The 17,480-nt window shown below is 62.9% G+C and carries 19 protein-coding genes; 17 read left to right on the top strand and 2 right to left on the bottom strand.

The features are described 5' to 3' along the window. Window positions 1–66: 66 nt before the first annotated feature. Both speB and ACJ8J5_RS13510 read left to right on the top strand, forming a co-directional pair. Window positions 67–987: an agmatinase gene (gene speB, locus ACJ8J5_RS13515; protein WP_004937606.1), complete on the top strand. Its 921-nt coding sequence runs from the start codon at window positions 67–69 to the stop codon at window positions 985–987. A 335-nt stretch (window positions 988–1,322) separates the two neighbouring features. Then, window positions 1,323–1,475, top strand: a complete 153-nt coding sequence (locus tag ACJ8J5_RS13510) for a Hok/Gef family protein (RefSeq protein ID WP_004937610.1) — start codon at window positions 1,323–1,325, stop codon at window positions 1,473–1,475. A 108-nt stretch (window positions 1,476–1,583) separates the two neighbouring features. Here the strand turns inward: ACJ8J5_RS13510 and ACJ8J5_RS13505 are convergent, their stop codons facing one another. Next, window positions 1,584–2,825 (bottom strand): MFS transporter, encoded by a 1,242-nt coding sequence (locus tag ACJ8J5_RS13505; RefSeq protein WP_197781671.1) that lies wholly within the window; start codon window positions 2,823–2,825, stop codon window positions 1,584–1,586. Window positions 2,826–3,223: 398 nt separating this feature from the next. Here ACJ8J5_RS13505 and ACJ8J5_RS13500 point away from each other — a divergent pair, with 398 nt between their 5' ends. From ACJ8J5_RS13500 to ACJ8J5_RS13435, 14 genes are all read left to right on the top strand, one after another. Next, window positions 3,224–3,541 carry a non-heme iron oxygenase ferredoxin subunit gene (locus ACJ8J5_RS13500; RefSeq protein ID WP_004937614.1) on the top strand — a complete coding sequence of 106 codons (318 nt, stop codon included), beginning with the start codon at window positions 3,224–3,226 and terminating at the stop codon, window positions 3,539–3,541. A 2-nt stretch (window positions 3,542–3,543) separates the two neighbouring features. After that, complete coding sequence (locus tag ACJ8J5_RS13495) at window positions 3,544–3,852, top strand: recombinase-like helix-turn-helix domain-containing protein (protein WP_004937617.1); 309 nt, start codon at window positions 3,544–3,546, stop codon at window positions 3,850–3,852. 20 nt (window positions 3,853–3,872) lie between these two features. Further along, window positions 3,873–4,916 carry a Rieske 2Fe-2S domain-containing protein gene (locus ACJ8J5_RS13490; protein ID WP_414104526.1) on the top strand — a complete coding sequence of 348 codons (1,044 nt, stop codon included), beginning with the start codon at window positions 3,873–3,875 and terminating at the stop codon, window positions 4,914–4,916. Continuing rightward, on the top strand, window positions 4,913–5,668 hold the full coding sequence (locus ACJ8J5_RS13485) for an SDR family oxidoreductase (protein WP_025304203.1): 756 nt from the start codon (window positions 4,913–4,915) through the stop codon (window positions 5,666–5,668). Before ACJ8J5_RS13490 ends, ACJ8J5_RS13485 begins: the two co-directional genes overlap by 4 nt. A gap of 36 nt (window positions 5,669–5,704) precedes the next feature. After that, a complete protein-coding gene (locus tag ACJ8J5_RS13480; RefSeq protein WP_004937625.1) occupies window positions 5,705–6,499 on the top strand; it encodes an IclR family transcriptional regulator in 795 nt (264 codons plus the stop codon). A 109-nt stretch (window positions 6,500–6,608) separates the two neighbouring features. Next, entirely contained in the window at window positions 6,609–7,550 is a 942-nt protein-coding gene (locus ACJ8J5_RS13475; protein ID WP_060434495.1) for a VOC family protein, read from the top strand. Continuing rightward, entirely contained in the window at window positions 7,547–8,758 is a 1,212-nt protein-coding gene (locus ACJ8J5_RS13470; RefSeq protein ID WP_414104525.1) for an NAD(P)/FAD-dependent oxidoreductase, read from the top strand. The genes ACJ8J5_RS13475 and ACJ8J5_RS13470 overlap by 4 nt, the downstream gene beginning before the upstream one ends. A 23-nt stretch (window positions 8,759–8,781) precedes the next feature. Beyond that, window positions 8,782–10,038, top strand: coding sequence for an MFS transporter (locus ACJ8J5_RS13465; protein WP_049208796.1), 1,257 nt, complete (start codon window positions 8,782–8,784; stop codon window positions 10,036–10,038). 168 nt (window positions 10,039–10,206) lie between these two features. Beyond that, window positions 10,207–10,731, top strand: coding sequence for a cupin domain-containing protein (locus ACJ8J5_RS13460; RefSeq protein ID WP_004937634.1), 525 nt, complete (start codon window positions 10,207–10,209; stop codon window positions 10,729–10,731). Beyond that, a complete protein-coding gene (locus ACJ8J5_RS13455) occupies window positions 10,731–11,549 on the top strand; it encodes an alpha/beta fold hydrolase (RefSeq protein ID WP_060448080.1) in 819 nt (272 codons plus the stop codon). Before ACJ8J5_RS13460 ends, ACJ8J5_RS13455 begins: the two co-directional genes overlap by 1 nt. After that, window positions 11,546–12,340, top strand: coding sequence for an SDR family oxidoreductase (locus ACJ8J5_RS13450; RefSeq protein WP_043141245.1), 795 nt, complete (start codon window positions 11,546–11,548; stop codon window positions 12,338–12,340). Before ACJ8J5_RS13455 ends, ACJ8J5_RS13450 begins: the two co-directional genes overlap by 4 nt. Window positions 12,341–12,355: 15 nt before the next feature. Continuing rightward, window positions 12,356–13,150, top strand: a complete 795-nt coding sequence (locus tag ACJ8J5_RS13445) for an aspartate dehydrogenase (RefSeq protein ID WP_025304196.1) — start codon at window positions 12,356–12,358, stop codon at window positions 13,148–13,150. A gap of 16 nt (window positions 13,151–13,166) precedes the next feature. After that, on the top strand, window positions 13,167–14,636 hold the full coding sequence (locus ACJ8J5_RS13440; RefSeq protein ID WP_060434489.1) for an aldehyde dehydrogenase: 1,470 nt from the start codon (window positions 13,167–13,169) through the stop codon (window positions 14,634–14,636). Window positions 14,637–14,688: 52 nt separating this feature from the next. Continuing rightward, window positions 14,689–16,329, top strand: coding sequence for a thiamine pyrophosphate-binding protein (locus tag ACJ8J5_RS13435; RefSeq protein ID WP_147823306.1), 1,641 nt, complete (start codon window positions 14,689–14,691; stop codon window positions 16,327–16,329). Window positions 16,330–16,370: 41 nt separating this feature from the next. Here the strand turns inward: ACJ8J5_RS13435 and ACJ8J5_RS13430 are convergent, their stop codons facing one another. Beyond that, complete coding sequence (locus ACJ8J5_RS13430; protein WP_016930039.1) at window positions 16,371–17,123, bottom strand: M48 family metallopeptidase; 753 nt, start codon at window positions 17,121–17,123, stop codon at window positions 16,371–16,373. A 238-nt stretch (window positions 17,124–17,361) separates the two neighbouring features. On the opposite strand from ACJ8J5_RS13430, the gene ACJ8J5_RS13425 reads away from it, so the two are divergent. Beyond that, a partial coding sequence (locus ACJ8J5_RS13425) for a hypothetical protein (protein ID WP_154648380.1) occupies window positions 17,362–17,480 on the top strand: 119 nt, incomplete at its 3' end.

The raw sequence follows: 17,480 nt of genomic DNA, 5'->3' as shown, positions 1-17,480 counted from the left end.
AGGGATTTTTTTTTGTAACGGCCCGGCGTCTGCGCCCGGCAACTTGTTGAACTACGAGGGTTTACTATGAGCACCTTAGGCCATCAGTCCGATAATTCATTAGTGTCCAACGCCTTTGGTTTCCTGCGCTTTCCGCTGAACTTCATGCCTTACGACAGCGATGCAGAGTGGGTCATCACCGGCATTCCGTTTGACATGGCGACCTCCGGTCGCGCCGGCGGCCGCCATGGCCCGGCGGCCATCCGTCAGGTGTCCACCAACCTGGCCTGGGAAGGCAACCGTTGGCCGTGGAGCTTCGATCTGCGCGATCGCCTGAACGTGGTTGACTGCGGCGACATCGTGTTCAACTTCGGCGATGCGCAGGACATGAGCGACAAGCTGCAGGCGCACGCGGAGAAACTGCTGAAAGCCGGTAAGCGCATGCTATCGTTCGGCGGCGACCACTTTGTCACCCTGCCGCTGCTGCGCGCGCACGCCAAGCATTTCGGCAAGCTGGCGCTGGTGCACTTCGACGCCCATACCGATACCTACGCCAACGGCAGCAAGTTCGACCATGGCACCATGTTCTATCATGCGCCGAACGAAGGTCTGATCGATCCGCACCACTCGGTGCAGATCGGCATTCGCACCGAGTTCGATCACGACAACGGCTTTACCGTGCTGGACGCCGCGCAGGTGAACGATCGCAGCGTGGACGACCTGCTGACCCAGATCAAGGGCATCGTCGGCGATATGCCGGTGTACCTGACCTTCGACATCGACTGCCTGGATCCGGCGTTCGCACCGGGCACCGGCACGCCGGTGATCGGCGGCCTGACTTCCGATCGCGCGCTGAAACTGGTACGCGGCATGCAGTCGCTGAACATCGTCGGCATGGACGTAGTGGAAGTGGCGCCGGCCTATGACCAGTCCGAGATCACCGCGCTGGCCGCGGCGACGTTGGGTCTGGAGATGCTGTACCTGCAGGCGGCCAAGAAACACGCCTGACGCTTGGCCACGCCTCGCTGAAAAAGCGGCTCTCATCGTATGGGGGGCGCTTTTTTTATTTCATTTTTCGCCATCCGTGCGGCGATTTTCAGTCTGTTGCAACGCCTTTGCGCAATTTTGCGCAGAAATGAAACGGAGTCAGTAAAAAGGAATCGGGATAACGGGGAGGATGAATATACTGCGCGCGGGTGCTCTGGATCTTTGTATCTAGAGCCTGCGTGAAAGGTACAAAGAGAAAAGCCCCGAGTCGATATTCATCAACCCGAGGCCTACTCTAACGCCAGCAACGTTAAGTTAGCCTCTTACCCGCCGCGAGGCAAGGAGAAGAAGGCATGATGCCGAACAAACGGAGCCTGTTAAAACTGGTGGTTATTTGTGCCACGGTAATATCACTGGCATGGATAACTCGCAGCACGCTGTGCGAGCTGCGGATCCGATCGGGCACTACGGAGGTTGCGGCCATTTTGGCTTACGAATCCGAACGGTAAGGCAACCCGGCGACGGGGGGGCCCCCGTCTGCTGGTTGTTGGCGTCCAGATCCATGAGCACCCTCTCAACGCTTTCGGTTTGCCGCCGTAGAACACGGTGAAACGGATTTATGCCCGTTTCACCTGGCGCGCCAGCAACATGCGGCTAAACAGCGCGCCGCCCGCCAGCAGCGTCAGCAGCTGTGAGGCAATCAGTACCGCAAAGCCCGAGGACACCTTGCCCTGGCTGGCCATCACCATGCCCATCGCCATCGGCACAAACGCCGAGAATAGATTGCCGATGCCGTTGATCAGCCCATAGGCGCTGCCGACCGCCTCCGGCCGCGCATAATGTTGCAGCAGGGTAGGGATCGCCGCGCCCTGCGCGCCCCAACAGGCATTGGCCGCCAGCAGGAAGAAGGCGATCCAGCCAAGCTGATGGCTGTTCATCACGCCATAGATGCACAGCGCGGTCGCTGCGCCGCCGCAGACGAAGATCAGCGGCGCTTGATAAGGGCGGATACGATCGAGCAACACGCCGCCGAGGTATTTGGAGGCGATGCTGACGATGAAAGGCAGCGCGGCCATCCAGCCCATCTGCTTGATGGAGAACCCCTTTTCATCGGTCAGATACGCCGGCAACCAGGAGCTGGAGCCCCACAGATAGCTGAGCGTGGCGATCTCGATCAGCAGGATCCAGCCGAGCATCGGCGTGCGCCAGGCCAGCGTAAAGGTGTGCCTGACGCGGCTCAGCACCGGTTGCGGAGCAGCAGGGCGCGAGGGTGAAGACAGGGCGAGGGGATGAACGAACCGCCGCACCAGCGCCAGCCCCAGCAGCAGGTTGAGCAGCGCCAGCAGGTGAAACGACATCACCCAGCCGAAATGCGCCATCAGAAAACTCACCAGCGGAAAGCCGAGCACCAGCCCCAATGAAACGCCCAGCGTGCTGACCGCGTTGGGCTTGCCGCGCTCGTCGGCGGCGAAATGATCGCTGATGTACATGGTCTTCAGCGAGAACAGCGGCCCCTCGCTGACGCCAAGCAGCGCGCGCACTACGCACAGCAGCATCAGCGATCCCGCCAGCGGCGAGGCGGCGGTGAGCAGCGCCCACAGCACCACGCTCAGCGTCAGCGCGCGGCGGTAGCCCATCAGCGTTTCCAGAAACGGCGTCAGCAACATGGCGGACAGGCCGTAACCGAGTAAAAACACCGTCATCAGCGTGCCCTGATGGGCGCGGTCGCCGCCGAGTTGAAAGTGTTGCAGGAAGTCGGGATTGACCAACATCACGGCGATATTAACCCGATCCGCATAGGCGATAACGATCAGAAACAGCAGGGCGATCACCCCAAACCAGCGTTGACGTTGTTGCACGGCGCGTTCCTCAGTGCGAGCGGTTGACGAATTCAGGCAGCAGTAAACTCGCCCGCGGAGGCCATTACGCGCAAACGCGGGGGACGAGGCTGATCAATGTAAATTAATTGTTATTAAATTGAGTGTAAAAGACAGTGAGAAAACACTTTTACGCGCAATGCGCTGCCGGGATCAACGCATTTTTTGCCATAAATTAGCGGAAGAGCGCACAACTGACATAGGTTTTTCATATCGGTGCATGATTTCGTGATCCCTCCCGCATTTGTCATTTTTAAACAACCTTTCATTAACATTTGCCGTTCCGCTCGCTTGACGAAAGTTTCGCCAGACTTATAGTGGCTGTATTAAATAAGAAACTGAGTTTCATATATGAAACAATCAGATAGAGGATAAAAGCAATGAGCTGGAAGAATGTGTGCGAAGTGTCTCAGGTGAAAGAAGATTTTCCTTTCTCCGGCAAAGTGGAAGGAAAAGAGATCGGGGTGTACCTGCTCGACGGTAACTACTACGCGCTGGAAGACGTCTGCCCGCATGCTTATGCCTTGCTCAGCCAGGGGTTTGTAGACGACGGTAAGGTTGAGTGCCCGCTGCACGAAGCGCTGTTTGACGTGCGCACCGGCCAGTGCCTGCGCGAGCCAGGCGGCCGCGATCTGCAAACCTATCCCACCCGGGTGGTCGACAACCAAATCCAGATCACCTTTATCGCGGAGGAGTAATCATGCAGCACATCACCGATTTCAATCCCTGGCTGCCGGACACCCAACAGGTGACGCCGGCCCGCGAAGGCGGCAACGGCCAAATCCATCAGCCGGGCCAGTTCCGCAATGTCATCTGGCAAAACCGCGCCCGGGTGCCGGACGGTTTCGAAACCGCGCTGGTGGCGGCGCTGGAAACGATCTTCGATCAGGGGGCGGAAGAGCTGGAGCAGATCGTCAGCGCGTTGAATCAGCGCCGCCTGTTCGATCGCAGCGGCCAACCGTGGAATGAGGCGACGTTCCGCGAATTCCTTCACGTTAACGGTTTCTGAGCCACATCCGGGAGAAGACAATGACAGCAAACACAACATCCTCCGAACAGAGCCTGCAGGACTATCTTGACCAGGGATTGCGCGGCATGTGGTATCCGGTGCTGGCCAGTTGGGAAGTGGGCAACAACCCGGTCGGCATCACCCGTCTCGAGCAGCAAATCGTGGTGTGGCGCGACGGTGAAGGCCAGATCCACGCGTTGGAAGATCGCTGCCCGCACCGCGGCGCGCGGCTTTCCATGGGGTGGAACCTCGGCGATCGTATCGCCTGCTGGTATCACGGGGTGGAAGTCGGCGGCGACGGAACGGTGAAAGACGTGCCGGCGGTGGATCGCTGCCCGCTGGTGGGGCAAAAATGCCTGCGGTCTTACCCGGCCAAAGAAGCCTACGGCGCAGTGTTTCTCTATTTCGGCGTGACGGCGGATGAAGCGCCGGCGGTGCTGACTTTCCCGCAAGAGCTGGCGGACGAAGCGTCGTACAGTAATTTTCTGTGTACCGCCAGCTGGGACTGCAACTACCAGTACGCATTGGAAAACGTGATGGATCCGATGCACGGCACCTACCTGCACTCTTCCTCACACTCGATGGCGGAAGGGGATCGCAAGGCGGATATGGGGCTGGAGCCGACCGACAGCGGGTTTATCTTCAAAAAGAACGGACAGATCGGGGTTAACTTCGACTGGGTGGAATTCGGCAGCAGCGGCGCGTATTGGATGCGCCTGTCGATCCCGTACAAGAAGCGCTTTGGGCCGGGTGGTCACTTCTGGATCATCGGCATGGTGGTGCCGGAAGACAAGGATCACTGCCGGGTGTTCTTCTGGCGCATCCGTAAGGTCAAAGACTGGCAGCGCGACATGTGGCGCTTCATGTACCGTAATCGCCTGGAATCGTTGCATTGGGACGTGCTCGAGCAGGATCGCATCGTGCTCGAGAACATGGCGCCTAACGCCCGCGGCCGCGAATACCTGTACCAGCACGACGTCGGTCTTTCTCGCCTGCGCCGCCTGATGCAGAAAGAGGCGCAGAAACAGCTGGCGACGCTGCGCGAGCGGGAGGCGGCGCAGTGAACGGCTTGCTGGACGGCAAGCGCATCGTGGTCACCGGTGCGGCGCGCGGCCTGGGCTACAGCTTTGCCGCCGCCATCGCCGCCGCCGGCGCGCAGGTGGTGATGTGCGACATCTTGGCGGATGAGCTGGCGGCGAGCGGCGCCGCGCTGCGCGAGCAGGGCGCTCGGGTGGAAACGCAGACGATCGATCTGGCCTCACCGGATTCGATCCGCTTGGCGTTCGAGAAGATCGCCGCTGGCGGCGGGATCGACGGTCTGGTGAACAACGCGGCGCTGGCGACCGGCGTCGGCGGTAAAACCATGATGGAATACGATATCGATCTGTGGGATCGCGTGATGCAAGTCAACGTGCGCGGCACCTGGCTGGTGAGCCAGGCGGCGGTGCCGCTGCTGGCGCGCAATCCGCACGCCAAGATCGTCAACGTGGCGTCGGACACCGCGCTGTGGGGCGCGCCGCGCCTGATGGCCTATGTCGCCAGTAAAGGCGCGGTGATCGCGATGACCCGATCGATGGCGCGCGAGCTGGGCCCGCAGGGTATCTGCGTCAACGCCATCGCGCCGGGCCTGACGCGAGTGGAAGCCACTGAGTATGTGCCCGCCGAGCGCCATCAGCTGTACGAGCAGGGGCGCGCGCTGGCCGGGGCGCAGCACCCGGACGATGTGAACGGTACGGTACTTTATCTGCTGTCGTCGCTGGCGGATTTCGTCACCGGCCAACTGCTGCCGGTCAACGGCGGCTTCGTATTCAACTGAGGCCCGCAGGGCTGGCGCACAGCGCAGGAGCGAGAGATGGCGGACGAGCAAGCATGTAAGTATCTGATCCCGGGACTGGATCGCGGGTTGCAGTTGCTGCTGGCGTTTGGCGAGCAGCATAAGGAAATGACCTTCGCCGAGTTGCATCGCCTGGTCGATATGCCGAAGGCCACCGCCTACCGCGTGGTGCAGACGCTCGAGCACCTGGGCTTCCTGGAGCGCAATCCGCGCACCAACACCTTTGCGCTCGGCATCAAGGTGCTGCGTCTCGGTTTTGAATACATCGCGTCGCTGGACGTCGCGCAGGCCGGCCAGCCGGTGATCGAGCAGTTGCGCGATCGCAGCCAGTGCAGCAGCCATCTGGCGATCCGCGACGGGCGCGACGTGATCTATATCGCCCGCGTCAGCGCCGCCGGTTCACAGATCAATCAGGTCAGCGTCGGCACCCGCTTGCCGGTGCACCAAACCTCGCTCGGCCGCATGTTGTTGACCAGCGCCACCCGCAGCGAGTTCGAACAACTCTATCCGGACGCGCAGCTGCCGGGCAACGCGCCGGGCACCCCGGCGGATCGCGAAACGCTGTGGCAGATGGTGCAGCAAGACAAGGCGCGCGGCTATGTGATCGGCGAATCGTTCTTCCGCCACGGCATCTCCTCGATCGTCTACCCGATCTTCAACCGCGAGCAGCGGGTCGAGGCGGTGGTCAGCATCATGGTGCCGTCCGATGAGATCCCGAAAGCGGATCGCGAGCGGCTGCGCATGGAAGTGCGCGACGCGGCGGAGAAAATTTCTGGCTTCCTCGGCGCGCCGCCGCAGGCCAACGTCGGCTAACCGACAGGACCGACTCTTTCACTCAGGCAGGGATAAGGCCCACAGCAAACAGGGGCCGGGGTTCACTCATGCCTGAAAACCGTATGCAGCGAGAACGTGAGGCTGAACAATGAGCGTAATCGGAATCGAAAAACTGGAATTTGGCGTCGAAAATCTGCCAACCTGCGAAAAATTCATGCAAGACTTCGGCCTGCAGCCCGCCACGCAACATTGGGGCGAACCGCAGCGCGAATTCACCACCCTGAGCGGGGCGCAGGTTGTCCTGTACCCGTTGCAAAGCGCGGCGCTGCCTGCGGCGTTTGAAGGCGGTTCTACCCTGCGCCGCATGACCTGGGGCGTGGGCTCACCCGCCGATCTGGCGCGCCTGCAGCCGCGTTTGGCGTTGATGCCCGGCTTCCGTCAGGTGGGAGAAGAGCTGGAATGCCTCGATCCCAACGGCATGACGCTGCGCTTCGTCGTCAGCCGCCAGCAGGCGGTTGAGGTGCCGGTCACGCCGATCAACCAATGGGGCGACGTGCGCCGCATCGATCAACCCAGCCCGGTCTATTCGCAGGCGCAACCGATCAATATTGGCCACGTAGTGTTCTTCGTTGAAGATCTGGCGGCGACCGAGCGTTTCTATCGCGAGCTGTTGGATTTCCAGGTTTCCGATCGCTATATCGATCGCGCCGTCTTCCTGCGCACCCAGGCGCGCGGCGGCCACCATAACCTGTTCCTGCTGAAGCTGCCTAACCGCCCACGCGGCCTGAACCATGTGGCGTTCACCGTGCGCGATATCCATGAAGTGATCGGCGGCGGCATCGCCATGAACAAAGAGCAGTGGAGCACCTTTATCGGCCCCGGCCGCCACCCTATTTCCTCGGCCTATTTCTGGTACGTCAACAGCCCGACCGGCGGTGCGTTCGAGTATTACACCAACGACGATTATCTGACGGAAAACTGGCAGCCGCGCGAGCTGGAGCATTCGCTGGTCTCCTTCACCGAATGGGCGGTAGAGGGCGGCATCGATCACGACACGCGCCGCCAGCATAAAAAGGCGCAAGCGTTATGAACCGGCCAGAACAGACGGGCATTGTCATCGTCGGCGGCGGCCAGGCCGGCGGCTGGGCGGCCAAGACGCTGCGCGACCGCGGTTACAGCGGCCGGCTGACGGTGGTCAGCGACGAGCCCTACGATTTTTACGAGCGGCCGCCGCTGTCGAAAGCGGCGCTGCTGGATGCCGCGGCTCCCCTCAGTCGACTGTTCAGCGAACAGGCGGTGGCGGAGCTGAACATCGACTGGCGTCGCCCGTTGCGCGCCGAGTCCATCGACGCTGAACAGCAAATCGTCACGCTCAGCGACGGGCAACGGCTGCAGTTCGAGCAGCTGCTGATCGCCACCGGCGGGCGGCCGCGTGTGCCGGGCGCCGCCTGGGCGCAGCATCCGCGCGTGATGACGCTGCGTTCCTGGGACGATGCGGCCCGGTTGCGGCAGGGCCTGCAAGGTTGCCGCCGTCTGGCGATCGTCGGCGGCGGTTGGATCGGGCTGGAGATCGCCGCTTCTGCGCGCCGTCTCGGCGCCGAGGTGACGGTGTTTGAACGCCAGCCCGCGCTATGCATGCGCAGCGTCGGCGCCGATGTCTCGCAGGCGTTGCTCGAACTGCATCGCCGGCAGGGCGTCACGGTGCTGTGTGGCTGCGGCGAGATCTCGCTGGAAGATCGCGACGGCGCCGCCTGGATCGGCAGCGAAGTCAGCGATCCGCAGGCCTTCGATCTGGTGGTGGTGGGGATCGGCGTCGAGCTGAATCTCGAACTGGCGCGCAGCGCCGGGCTGGCGATCGAGTCCGGCATCGTGGTCGACGGCCAAGGGCGTACCAGCCATCCGGCGATCTTCGCCGCCGGCGACGTGGCGCGCCACCCGACGCTTGGCCTGTGCCTGCAGTCCTGGGCCTACGCGCAAAATCAGGCCATCAGCACCGCCTGCGCGATGCTCGACGCCTTTGCCGCTCCGTATGACGACGTGGCCTGGCTGTGGTCGGATCAATATGACGTCAATATCCAGATCCTCGGCGTGCCGAGCGGCGGCGTGCACCATGTGGTGCGCCGCACGCTGCAGTCGCAGGTGTTCTTCACGCTGAACGCCGATCGGCAGCTGGTGCAGATGGTGGCGTTCAACGACGCGCGCACCATCAAGCTCGGCAAACGCTGGTTGGCGAGCGGCCGGGTGCTGGATCCGCAGCAGCTGGCGGATGCGGAGTTTTCTTTGATGGCGTTGAAATAACGCCCGAACCTCGGGAGCGTTTTATGACTACGCAAGACATTGACGCCCGCGCTGGACGGGCGGGGGAAGCCGTTGCCGAAAATCCGCAGCAACGGGTGCGCTGGTCGGTGCCGATCGCGCTGTTCGCCTGCGTGCTGCTGGCGTTTTTCGACAAGATCAGCATCGCGGCGCTGTTTTCCGACGCCGAGTTTCAGCAGGCGTTAGGGATCGGCTTTGACCCGGCGCGGCTGGGCTTGCTGATGAGCGCGTTTCTGTTCTCCTACGGCATCTCCTCGATGCTGCTCAGCGGCATCGGCGATCGGCTTAACCCGGTAAAAGTATTGATTGGCATGATGGTGGTGTGGGGCGTGCTGATGGTATTGATGGGGCTGGTGCGTTCCTATCACGCCATGATGACGCTGCGCATTCTGCTCGGCATCGCCGAAGGGCCGCTGCTGCCGATGGCCTACGCCATTATTCGTCAGGCCTTTCCGCCGCAGCTGCAGGCGCGCGCCACCATGCTGTGGCTGCTCGGCACGCCGCTCGGGGCCGCGCTCGGCTTCCCGGTCACCCTGTACATCCTCAATACCTTCGACTGGCAGACCACCTTCTTCTTTATGGCGTTTCTGACGCTGCCGGTGATGTTGCTGGTGCTGTTCGGCATGCGCCACCTGAACGTCTCGCGCCCGGCGGCGGCGGCCAAGCCGGCGGTGTCCGAACGCAAACAGCACCGCCGCGAGCTGCTGCGCAGCCCGCATTTCTGGATGATTTGCCTGTTCAATATCGCCTTCCTGACCTACCTGTGGGGCATGAACGGCTGGTTGCCGAGCTACCTGATCAAGGGCAAAGGCATTCATCTGGAGCATGCCGGTTACCTCTCTTCGCTGCCGTTCATCGCCATGCTGCTCGGCGAAGTGCTGGGCGCCTGGCTGTCGGACAAGCTGGATCGGCGCGCGCTGGCCTGCTTCCTGTCGCTGTGCGGCGCGGGCCTCGGCCTGGCGGTGGTGCTGCACCTGCAGGGCACCTACAGCGTGATTGCGGCCATGGCCTTCAGCACCTTTATGTGGGGCGCCGGCGCGCCGAATATTTTCGCGCTGTTGGCGAAGGCGACCAGCAGCAAGGTCAGCGCCACCGCCGGCGGCATTTTCAACGGACTGGGCAATTTTGCCGGCGCGCTGGCGCCGGTGCTGATGGGGGCGTTGATCGCCGCCACCGGCAATATGGATAACGGCCTGCTGTTCCTGGTGGTGATGGCGTTCGTCGGCTGCCTCATTCTGCTGCCGTTGCTGAGAAAGTACTGAATTAACAATTGCTAAGCCCAATGGATTTCATGCTGTGGCTAGGCGGCAAGTTCGTGAGTCTCCAGGAGCTTACTGCGGTAAGTGACTGGTGTGAACGAATGCAGCCAACAACGCCACAGCGTGAAAGACGAAGGGGATAACCATTTGATTCAACAGAGGAGTGACAACATGTCTCAGGTTGAGAACAAAGCCGGCGTCAAGCCGCAGGATCTGTCGATGGAAAACTGGGTAGAGTCGCGCATCGCCCGTTTCGAGGGCCGCAAATACGACTGGAACGCGCTGAAATTCCAGGCCGACTTTGACCCGAAATACCGCCGCGCGCAGATGCGCTATATCGGCACCGGCGCCACCGGCGTGGCCAGCGACGCCAACACCATTCCGGCGGGCAACTTCACCTTTTCCACCATGGTGCTGCCGTCGAAGTGCGAGGGCCCGTTGCACCTGCACGACGACGTGGAAGAAGTGTTCTTCATGCTGAAAGGCAGCATCACGCTGATGATCCAGGATGGGGAAGAGTATTACGAAACCAGGCTGAAAGAGCGCGATCTGATCTCGGTGCCGGCGGGCGTGTACCGCGGCCTGTTCAACCACGGCGAGGAAGAGGCGCTGATGTGCGTGATGCTCGGCACCGCCAAGCCGGAGATCCCGACCTATCCGGCGGATCACCCGCTGTCCAAAGTGAAGCGCAACTGATGAACGGCCTGGCGCAACGCCAACTGGCGCGCTGCGGGGCGTACACCCTGAGCTGGCGCGAGACCGGGCAGGGGCGGCCGGTGGTGTTGCTGCACGGCATCAGTTCCGGGTCCGCCTCGTGGATCAAGCAGTTTAACGACAGCGGCCTGACGGACGGTCACCGTCTGTTGGCGTGGGACGCGCCGGGCTACGGCGGCAGCCTGCCGTTGGCGGACCCGCAGGCCGATGCCGCCGGTTATGCGGCGGCGTTGGCGGCGCTGATTGCTGAGCTGCAGCTGGCGCAGCCCCTGATCGTCGGCCATTCGCTGGGGGCGCTGATCGGCAGCGCCTACGCCGCCGGCTATCCGGACGGGCTATGTGGGCTGGTGTTGGCGGATCCGGCGCAGGGCTATGCCACGGCGCCGGAGGAAAAACGCCGGCAGGTATACGGCCAGCGCCAACAGATGATAGAGACGCTGGGGCCGGTGGGCTACGGCGAGCAGCGGGCGGCGGCCTTGCTGCATGAAGAGGCGGATCCGCAGGACATTGCCTGGGTGCGCAACGGCATGCAACAGCTCGATCCCGACGGTTTTCTGAGTGCCGCCTGGATGCTGGCCAACGACGACATCGGTCGCTATCTGGCGCGCTATCGCGGCCCGCTGGAAGTGTGGTGCGGTGAACAGGATCGCATTACGCCGCCGGAGAAGGCGGCCGAGCTGGCGCGTGAGCAAGACGCGACGCTGCGTCTGATCGCCGCCGCCGGTCATGCCAGCTACCTCGACGCGCCGGCGTGTTTCAACCGCTATCTGCGGGATTTTACGGGAGCAATCCAACGATGAATTTTCAGCTTGAGGATCGGGTGGCGGTGGTGACCGGCGGCTCGTCGGGCATCGGTTTCGAAACTCTGAAGCTGCTGCTGGCCGAAGGGGCGAAGGTGGCGTTCTGCGGCCGCGATCCGGACAAACTGGCCGGCGCGGAGGCCAGCCTGCGCGCGGACTTCCCGCAGGCGGAGATCCTGGCGCTGCGCTGCGACGTGCTGGATGCGCAGCAGGTGGCGCAGTTCGCCGCTCAGGTGACGGCGCGTTTCGGCGGCGTGGATCTGCTGATCAACAACGCCGGTCAGGGCTTCGTCGCCCATTTTGACCAGACGCCGCGCGAGGCCTGGCTGCATGAGGCCGAGCTGAAGCTGTTCGGCGTGATCAACCCGGTGCAGGCGTTCTTACCGGCGCTGGAACGATCGGCGATCGCGTCTATCACCTGCGTGAACTCGCTGCTGGCGCTGCAGCCGGAAGAACACATGATCGCCACCTCGGCGGCGCGTGCCGCGCTGCTCAACATGACGCTGACGCTATCGAAAGAGCTGGTGGACAAAGGTATTCGCGTTAACTCGATCTTGCTGGGGATGGTGGAGTCGGGCCAGTGGCGCCGCCGTTTCGAAGAGCGCAGCGATAAAGATCAAAGTTGGGAGCAGTGGACGGCGGCGATCGCCGAACGGCGCGGCATCCCGATGAAGCGCCTGGGCAAGCCGCAGGAGCCGGCGCAGGCGCTGCTGTTCCTCGCTTCGCCGCTGGCTTCTTTTACCACCGGCGCGGCGCTGGACGTTTCCGGCGGCTTTAACCGCCATGTGTAGCAGGGGCCGAAAAAGATGAAGAAGATCATGATGATTGGCTACGGCGCGATGGCGAAGGAAGTGATCGCCCGTTTGCCGGAAGGCGTGGAGGTCGGTTGGATCCTGGCGCGCGCAGCTCATCATGCGGCGATCGCCGAGGCTTTTGGCGGGCGGGTGCAGGCGCTGGCCCATCCTGGGCAGTGTTCGCAGCGGCCGGATCTGGTGCTGGAGTGCGCCAGCCAGCAGGCGGTGGCGGAGTTTGGCGAAGCGGTGCTGCAGCGCGGCTGGCCGCTGGCGCTGATCTCGACCGGCGCGCTGGCGGACGCCGCATTGCAACAGCGGCTGCAGCAGGTTTGCCGCCGCCATCACGGGCAACTGATCGTGCTGTCCGGCGCGGTGGCGGGGATGGACGGGCTGGCGTCGGCGCGCGAAGGCGGGCTGGAGAGCGTGACCTATCAGGCCAGTAAAAGCCCGGCCAGCTGGCGCGGCAGCCCGGCGGAACAGTTGATCGATCTCGATGCGGTGAGTGAAGCGCAGGTGTTTTTTGAAGGGTCGGCGCGTGAAGCGGCGCGTTTGTTCCCGGCTAATGCCAACGTGGCGGCCACCATTGCGCTCAACGGCCTGGGGATGGACGCCACCCGGGTACGCCTGCAGGTCGATCCCGCCACCCGACGCAATACCCATCGCCTGCAGGTGTGCGGCGATTTTGGCGAGTTTCACATCGAGCTGAGCGGCACCCCGCTGGCGAGCAATCCCAAAACATCAACCCTGGCGGCGCTGAGCGCGGTACAAGCCTGCCGCCGTCTGGTGGACGGCGGTTTTATTGCCTGAACGGCAGGAGCGGAGCATGGAACGATTGAATATTTTTGTCGCCGGACGCTGGCGCGAAGGGCGTGGCGAAGAGATGGCTTCGGTATTCCCGGCTGACGGCAGCGTCAACGCGCGGCTGCGTGCCGCTAACGTCGAGGACGTGAATGAGGCGGTGGAGGCAGCGGAACGCGCCTGGCGCGCGCCGGAGTGGCGTGGGTTGGTGCCGCACCAACGCGCCTCGATCCTCTACCGCGTCAGCAACCTGATCCTGGCGCAGCAGGAACAGCTGGCCGAGCTGCAGACCCGCGACAACGGCAAGCCGCTGGCGGAGACCCGCGGGCTGGTGGCCAGCGCGGCGGCGACCGCGCGCTACTTCGCGGCCGCCTGCGAGGTGTTGGAAGGTGAGCTGCCGACCCCGCGCAGCGCCGAGGTGATGACGCTCAGCCAGTATCAACCGATGGGGGTGATCGCCGCCATTACGCCGTGGAACTCGCCGATCGCCAGTGAAATGCAGAAGGTAGCGCCGGCGCTGGCGGCGGGCAACGCGGTGGTGCTCAAACCGGCCGAAGCGACGCCGCTGATGGCGCTGAAGCTGGCCGAACTGTTCGAACAGGCGGGCCTGCCGGCCGGGCTGCTCAGCGTGCTGCCGGGCAAAGGTTCGGTGATCGGCGAGGCGTTGGTGCGCCACCCGCTGGTGAAAAAGATCGCCTTTACCGGCGGGACCAGTACCGGGCGCCATTTGGCGCACATCGCCGCCGACAAGCTGATCCCCACCTCGCTGGAATTGGGGGGGAAATCGCCGACCATCGTGCTGGAGGACGCCGATCTGGAGCAGGCGGCGCGCGGCATCTGCTACGGCATTTTCAGCTCCGCCGGCCAGGCGTGCATCGCCGGTTCGCGGCTGTTCGTGCATCGTTCGCTGTATCAGCCGCTGCTGGCGCGCTTGACCGAACTGACGGCGGGGCTGCGTATCGGCAACCCGCTGGTGCCGGGCGTGCATCTCGGCCCGCTGATCAGCGCCAAACATCGGCAAAGCGTGGCGGACTACGTGGCGCTGGCGCGGCAGGAGGGTGGCCGGGTGATCATCGGCGGCGAAGCGCCGGCCGATCCGCAACTGGCGAGCGGTAGCTATTACCTGCCGACCATTATTGAAGGCTTGAACAATGACGCCCGCGTCTGCCAGGAAGAGATCTTCGGCCCGGTGCTGGTGGCGCTGCCGTTTGACGATGAGCAACAGCTGATCGAACAGGCCAACGACTCGGTGTACGGCCTGGCGGCCGGCATCTGGAGCCGCGATTTCCCGCGGGCGATGGCGCTGGCGGAGCGGCTGGAAACCGGCACCGTCTGGGTCAATACCTACAAAACGTTCTCGATTTCTACACCGTTCGGCGGTTTCAAGGAAAGCGGGCTGGGCCGCGAAAAGGGCCTGAACGGCATCAAGGCCTACATGCAGCAGAAAAGCGTGTATCTGGCGCTGAGCCATCAGGTGAACCGCTGGAGCGACTAGGCCGACACCTCTACGCATAACCCTAATAACGACTACCCTAAGAAGGCAGATGATGAGCGATAAAATCACGGTTGGCGAGGCGATAGCCCGGACTCTGGAACAGTACGCGGTGTCGGCGATGTACGGCATCATTTCGATTCATAATCTGCCGATCGCCGATGCGGTGGGGCAGCGCGATAAAATTCGCTTCGTGCCGGCGCGCGGCGAAGCGGGCGCGGTCACCATGGCCGACGCGCACGGGCGCTTCTCCGGCCTGGGCGTGGCGTTGACCAGCACCGGCGCCGGCGCGGGCAACGCGGTGGGGGCGATGATTGAGGCGCTCAACGCCAACACGCCGCTGCTGCATATCACCGGCCAGGTGGAAAAAGCCTATCTGGACGCCGACGCCGGTTTTATTCATGAAACCCGCGATCAGCTCGGTTTCCTGCGCGCCTGCTCCAAGCGCGCTTACCGGGTCAATTCGCCGGAGCAGGCGGTGGCGGTGATCCAGCGGGCGATCCTGGATGCGCAAACCGTGCCCTGTGGCCCGGTGGCGGTCGAGATCCCGATCGATATTCAAAGTAGCCTGGTTTCCCGTTCGGTGCTGACCGAAGCGTTGGCGCCGGCGCCGCTGCCGAAGGCGGACGATGCGGCGGTGGAGCGGCTGCATCAGCGGCTGAAACAGGCCAAGCGTCCGCTGCTGTGGTTAGGCGGTGGCGCCTTGGCCTGCGGCGACGCGGTGCGTAAGCTGGCGGACGCCGGCGTGGCGGTGATCTCCAGCACCCACGGGCGCGGCATTCTGCCGGACAGCCATCCGCGCAGCCTGCGGGCGTTCCACAACTCGCCGAGCATCGAGGCGATCCTGACGCAGTGCGACCTGACGCTGGTGGCTGGTTCGCGCCTGCGCAGTAATGAAACCCGCACCTGGACGCTGCCGCTGCCGCGCCCGCTGGTGCAGATTGACATCGATCCGGCGGCGGCCAACCGCAACTACCTGGCCGATGAGCAGATCAACGGCGACTGTGCGGCGCTGCTGACGGCGCTGGCGGCGCGGCTGAGCCCCGGCGAGAAGGTTAACGCCGAGTGGGATGCCGAGATCGCGGGGGCGGTGCAGCAGGCGGAGAGCGCGTTGCGTCAACAGTCCGGCGAATACGCCAAACTCAACGACGCCATCGACGCCGCGTTGCCGCAGGACGGATTGCTGGTGCGCGATATCACCGTTTCCGGCAGCGTCTGGGGCAGCCGTTTGTTCCGCGCGATCTCGCCGCTGTGCAACATTCACTCGCTGGCCGGTGCTATCGGCATGGGGCTGCCGATGGCGATCGGCACCGCGATCGCCAACCCGCAGCGCAAGGTGGTGGGGCTGGTGGGCGATGGCGGTTTGGCGCTGGGCCTGGGGGAACTGGCGACCATGGCGCAGGAACAGGTGAACATCACCCTGCTGATCATGAACGACGGCGGTTATGGCGTGATGCGCGGCATTCAGGACAAGTATTTCGCCGGGCGCCAGTATTACAACGAGCTGCATACGCCGGCCTTTACTCAAATAGCCGAAGCGATGGGGCTGAAAGCCTGGAAGGTCGAGGCGGCGGCGCAGTTCAACGGCGTATTGGCCGAGGCGATCAACTACCCGGGGCCGTCGGTGGTCGAGGTGGACATGAAGCAGGTCGGGCCGCTGACCTTCGCCGGGCCGCCGCAGAAAACCCTGTATTGAGACGATAAAAAACGCCCGGCGGTTGCCGGGCGTTCTCGTTGTTACTTCTCTGCCGCGATGCGATCGCGAATGTGCTGCGCGCGCGCTTGGGAAGACGGGTGATCGTCGAACATGCTGCTCTGACGGCCGGCTTCCATTTGGGCCAATTTTTCGAAGCTGGTGGCCAGGCCGTTCGGATCGATGCCGCGCTTTTTCAGCAGATCGAACGAGTAATCATCCGCTTCGCTTTCCTGCTTCTGCGAGAACTGGGCGCTGACCAGTTTCTCGCCGATGTCCGCCAGCTGCGACTGCGACAGCGAGCCGATGACGCCGCCGGCGGAGGACGCCGCGGTGCGCAGCGCCACGGTACCGTAAGCCACCTGCATCGCTTTACGGGTGTGGCCCAGGGCCACGTGGCCCATTTCGTGGCCCAGCACGCCTTCCACTTCGTTGTCGTTCATCATGTCCATCAGGCCGCTGTAGACGCGGATACAGCCGTTGGCCATCGCCCAGGCGTTGACGTCTTTGGTCACGTAGACCTTGTAGTTGGCCGGGGTGCCGTTGATGTTGTCGCCCAGCGCCGCAGCGATTTTGTTGAGACGCTTGGCGTAGGTGCTGCCGGCCGGCGCGATTTGTGCCTTGCTGTCCATCTCGGCGCAGGATTTATCACTCAGGGCCTTAACGTCGTCGTTGCTCAGGGTCGCCGCCTGGAACGCCTGCGCGCCGGACTGCATCAAGGTTTCGGTATTCAGGTTTTGACAGCCGGTTGCCAAGGTGGCAATGCCCAACGCAATCAAAGAGGTACGGATCTTCATAACGCCATCTTCCTGTGAAGGTAACAAGGTAAAAGAGTCATTTTGCTTTGAGGAAATCTTGTCGCAAGAGCCTAGTGTACGCCAGCTAAGGCGAGAATAGTGTTATTCCGAAAAAGCGTCCAATCGTGCTAATAAGTGGTGAACTCGCTCTCATTTGGCATTAGGGATTGCCGTTGTGATGTGGAGTCTGAGAAAATAGGGAACTTGACTGCTTTTTTTATCCGACCTGGAGTAAAACATGTCTTCTCGTAAAGAGCTTGCCAACGCCATCCGCGCACTCAGCATGGACGCCGTACAAAAAGCAAATTCCGGCCACCCGGGGGCCCCTATGGGCATGGCGGACATCGCCGAAGTCCT

The sequence above is a fragment of the Serratia sp. CY43202 genome (assembly GCF_052168755.1).
Lineage (GTDB): Bacteria > Pseudomonadota > Gammaproteobacteria > Enterobacterales > Enterobacteriaceae > Serratia > Serratia bockelmannii.
Note: the sequence above shows the minus strand (reverse complement) of the source record. Positions and strands in the feature narration are given on the sequence as shown.

Excerpts from the sequence above, each read along its gene's own strand:
- ACJ8J5_RS13440 (WP_060434489.1), top strand. The coding sequence starts at position 13,167 with ATGGAACGATTGAATATTTTTGTCGCCGGACGCTGGCGCGAAGGGCGT.
- ACJ8J5_RS13495 (WP_004937617.1), top strand. The coding sequence starts at position 3,544 with ATGCAGCACATCACCGATTTCAATCCCTGGCTGCCGGACACCCAACAG.
- ACJ8J5_RS13445 (WP_025304196.1), top strand. The coding sequence starts at position 12,356 with ATGAAGAAGATCATGATGATTGGCTACGGCGCGATGGCGAAGGAAGTG.
- ACJ8J5_RS13475 (WP_060434495.1), top strand. The coding sequence starts at position 6,609 with ATGAGCGTAATCGGAATCGAAAAACTGGAATTTGGCGTCGAAAATCTG.
- ACJ8J5_RS13465 (WP_049208796.1), top strand. The coding sequence starts at position 8,782 with ATGACTACGCAAGACATTGACGCCCGCGCTGGACGGGCGGGGGAAGCC.
- ACJ8J5_RS13510 (WP_004937610.1), top strand. The coding sequence starts at position 1,323 with ATGCCGAACAAACGGAGCCTGTTAAAACTGGTGGTTATTTGTGCCACG.
- ACJ8J5_RS13490 (WP_414104526.1), top strand. The coding sequence starts at position 3,873 with ATGACAGCAAACACAACATCCTCCGAACAGAGCCTGCAGGACTATCTT.
- ACJ8J5_RS13460 (WP_004937634.1), top strand. The coding sequence starts at position 10,207 with ATGTCTCAGGTTGAGAACAAAGCCGGCGTCAAGCCGCAGGATCTGTCG.
- ACJ8J5_RS13480 (WP_004937625.1), top strand. The coding sequence starts at position 5,705 with ATGGCGGACGAGCAAGCATGTAAGTATCTGATCCCGGGACTGGATCGC.
- speB (WP_004937606.1), top strand. The coding sequence starts at position 67 with ATGAGCACCTTAGGCCATCAGTCCGATAATTCATTAGTGTCCAACGCC.
- ACJ8J5_RS13430 (WP_016930039.1), bottom strand. The coding sequence starts at position 17,123 with ATGAAGATCCGTACCTCTTTGATTGCGTTGGGCATTGCCACCTTGGCA.
- ACJ8J5_RS13435 (WP_147823306.1), top strand. The coding sequence starts at position 14,689 with ATGAGCGATAAAATCACGGTTGGCGAGGCGATAGCCCGGACTCTGGAA.
- ACJ8J5_RS13470 (WP_414104525.1), top strand. The coding sequence starts at position 7,547 with ATGAACCGGCCAGAACAGACGGGCATTGTCATCGTCGGCGGCGGCCAG.
- ACJ8J5_RS13455 (WP_060448080.1), top strand. The coding sequence starts at position 10,731 with ATGAACGGCCTGGCGCAACGCCAACTGGCGCGCTGCGGGGCGTACACC.
- ACJ8J5_RS13450 (WP_043141245.1), top strand. The coding sequence starts at position 11,546 with ATGAATTTTCAGCTTGAGGATCGGGTGGCGGTGGTGACCGGCGGCTCG.
- ACJ8J5_RS13500 (WP_004937614.1), top strand. The coding sequence starts at position 3,224 with ATGAGCTGGAAGAATGTGTGCGAAGTGTCTCAGGTGAAAGAAGATTTT.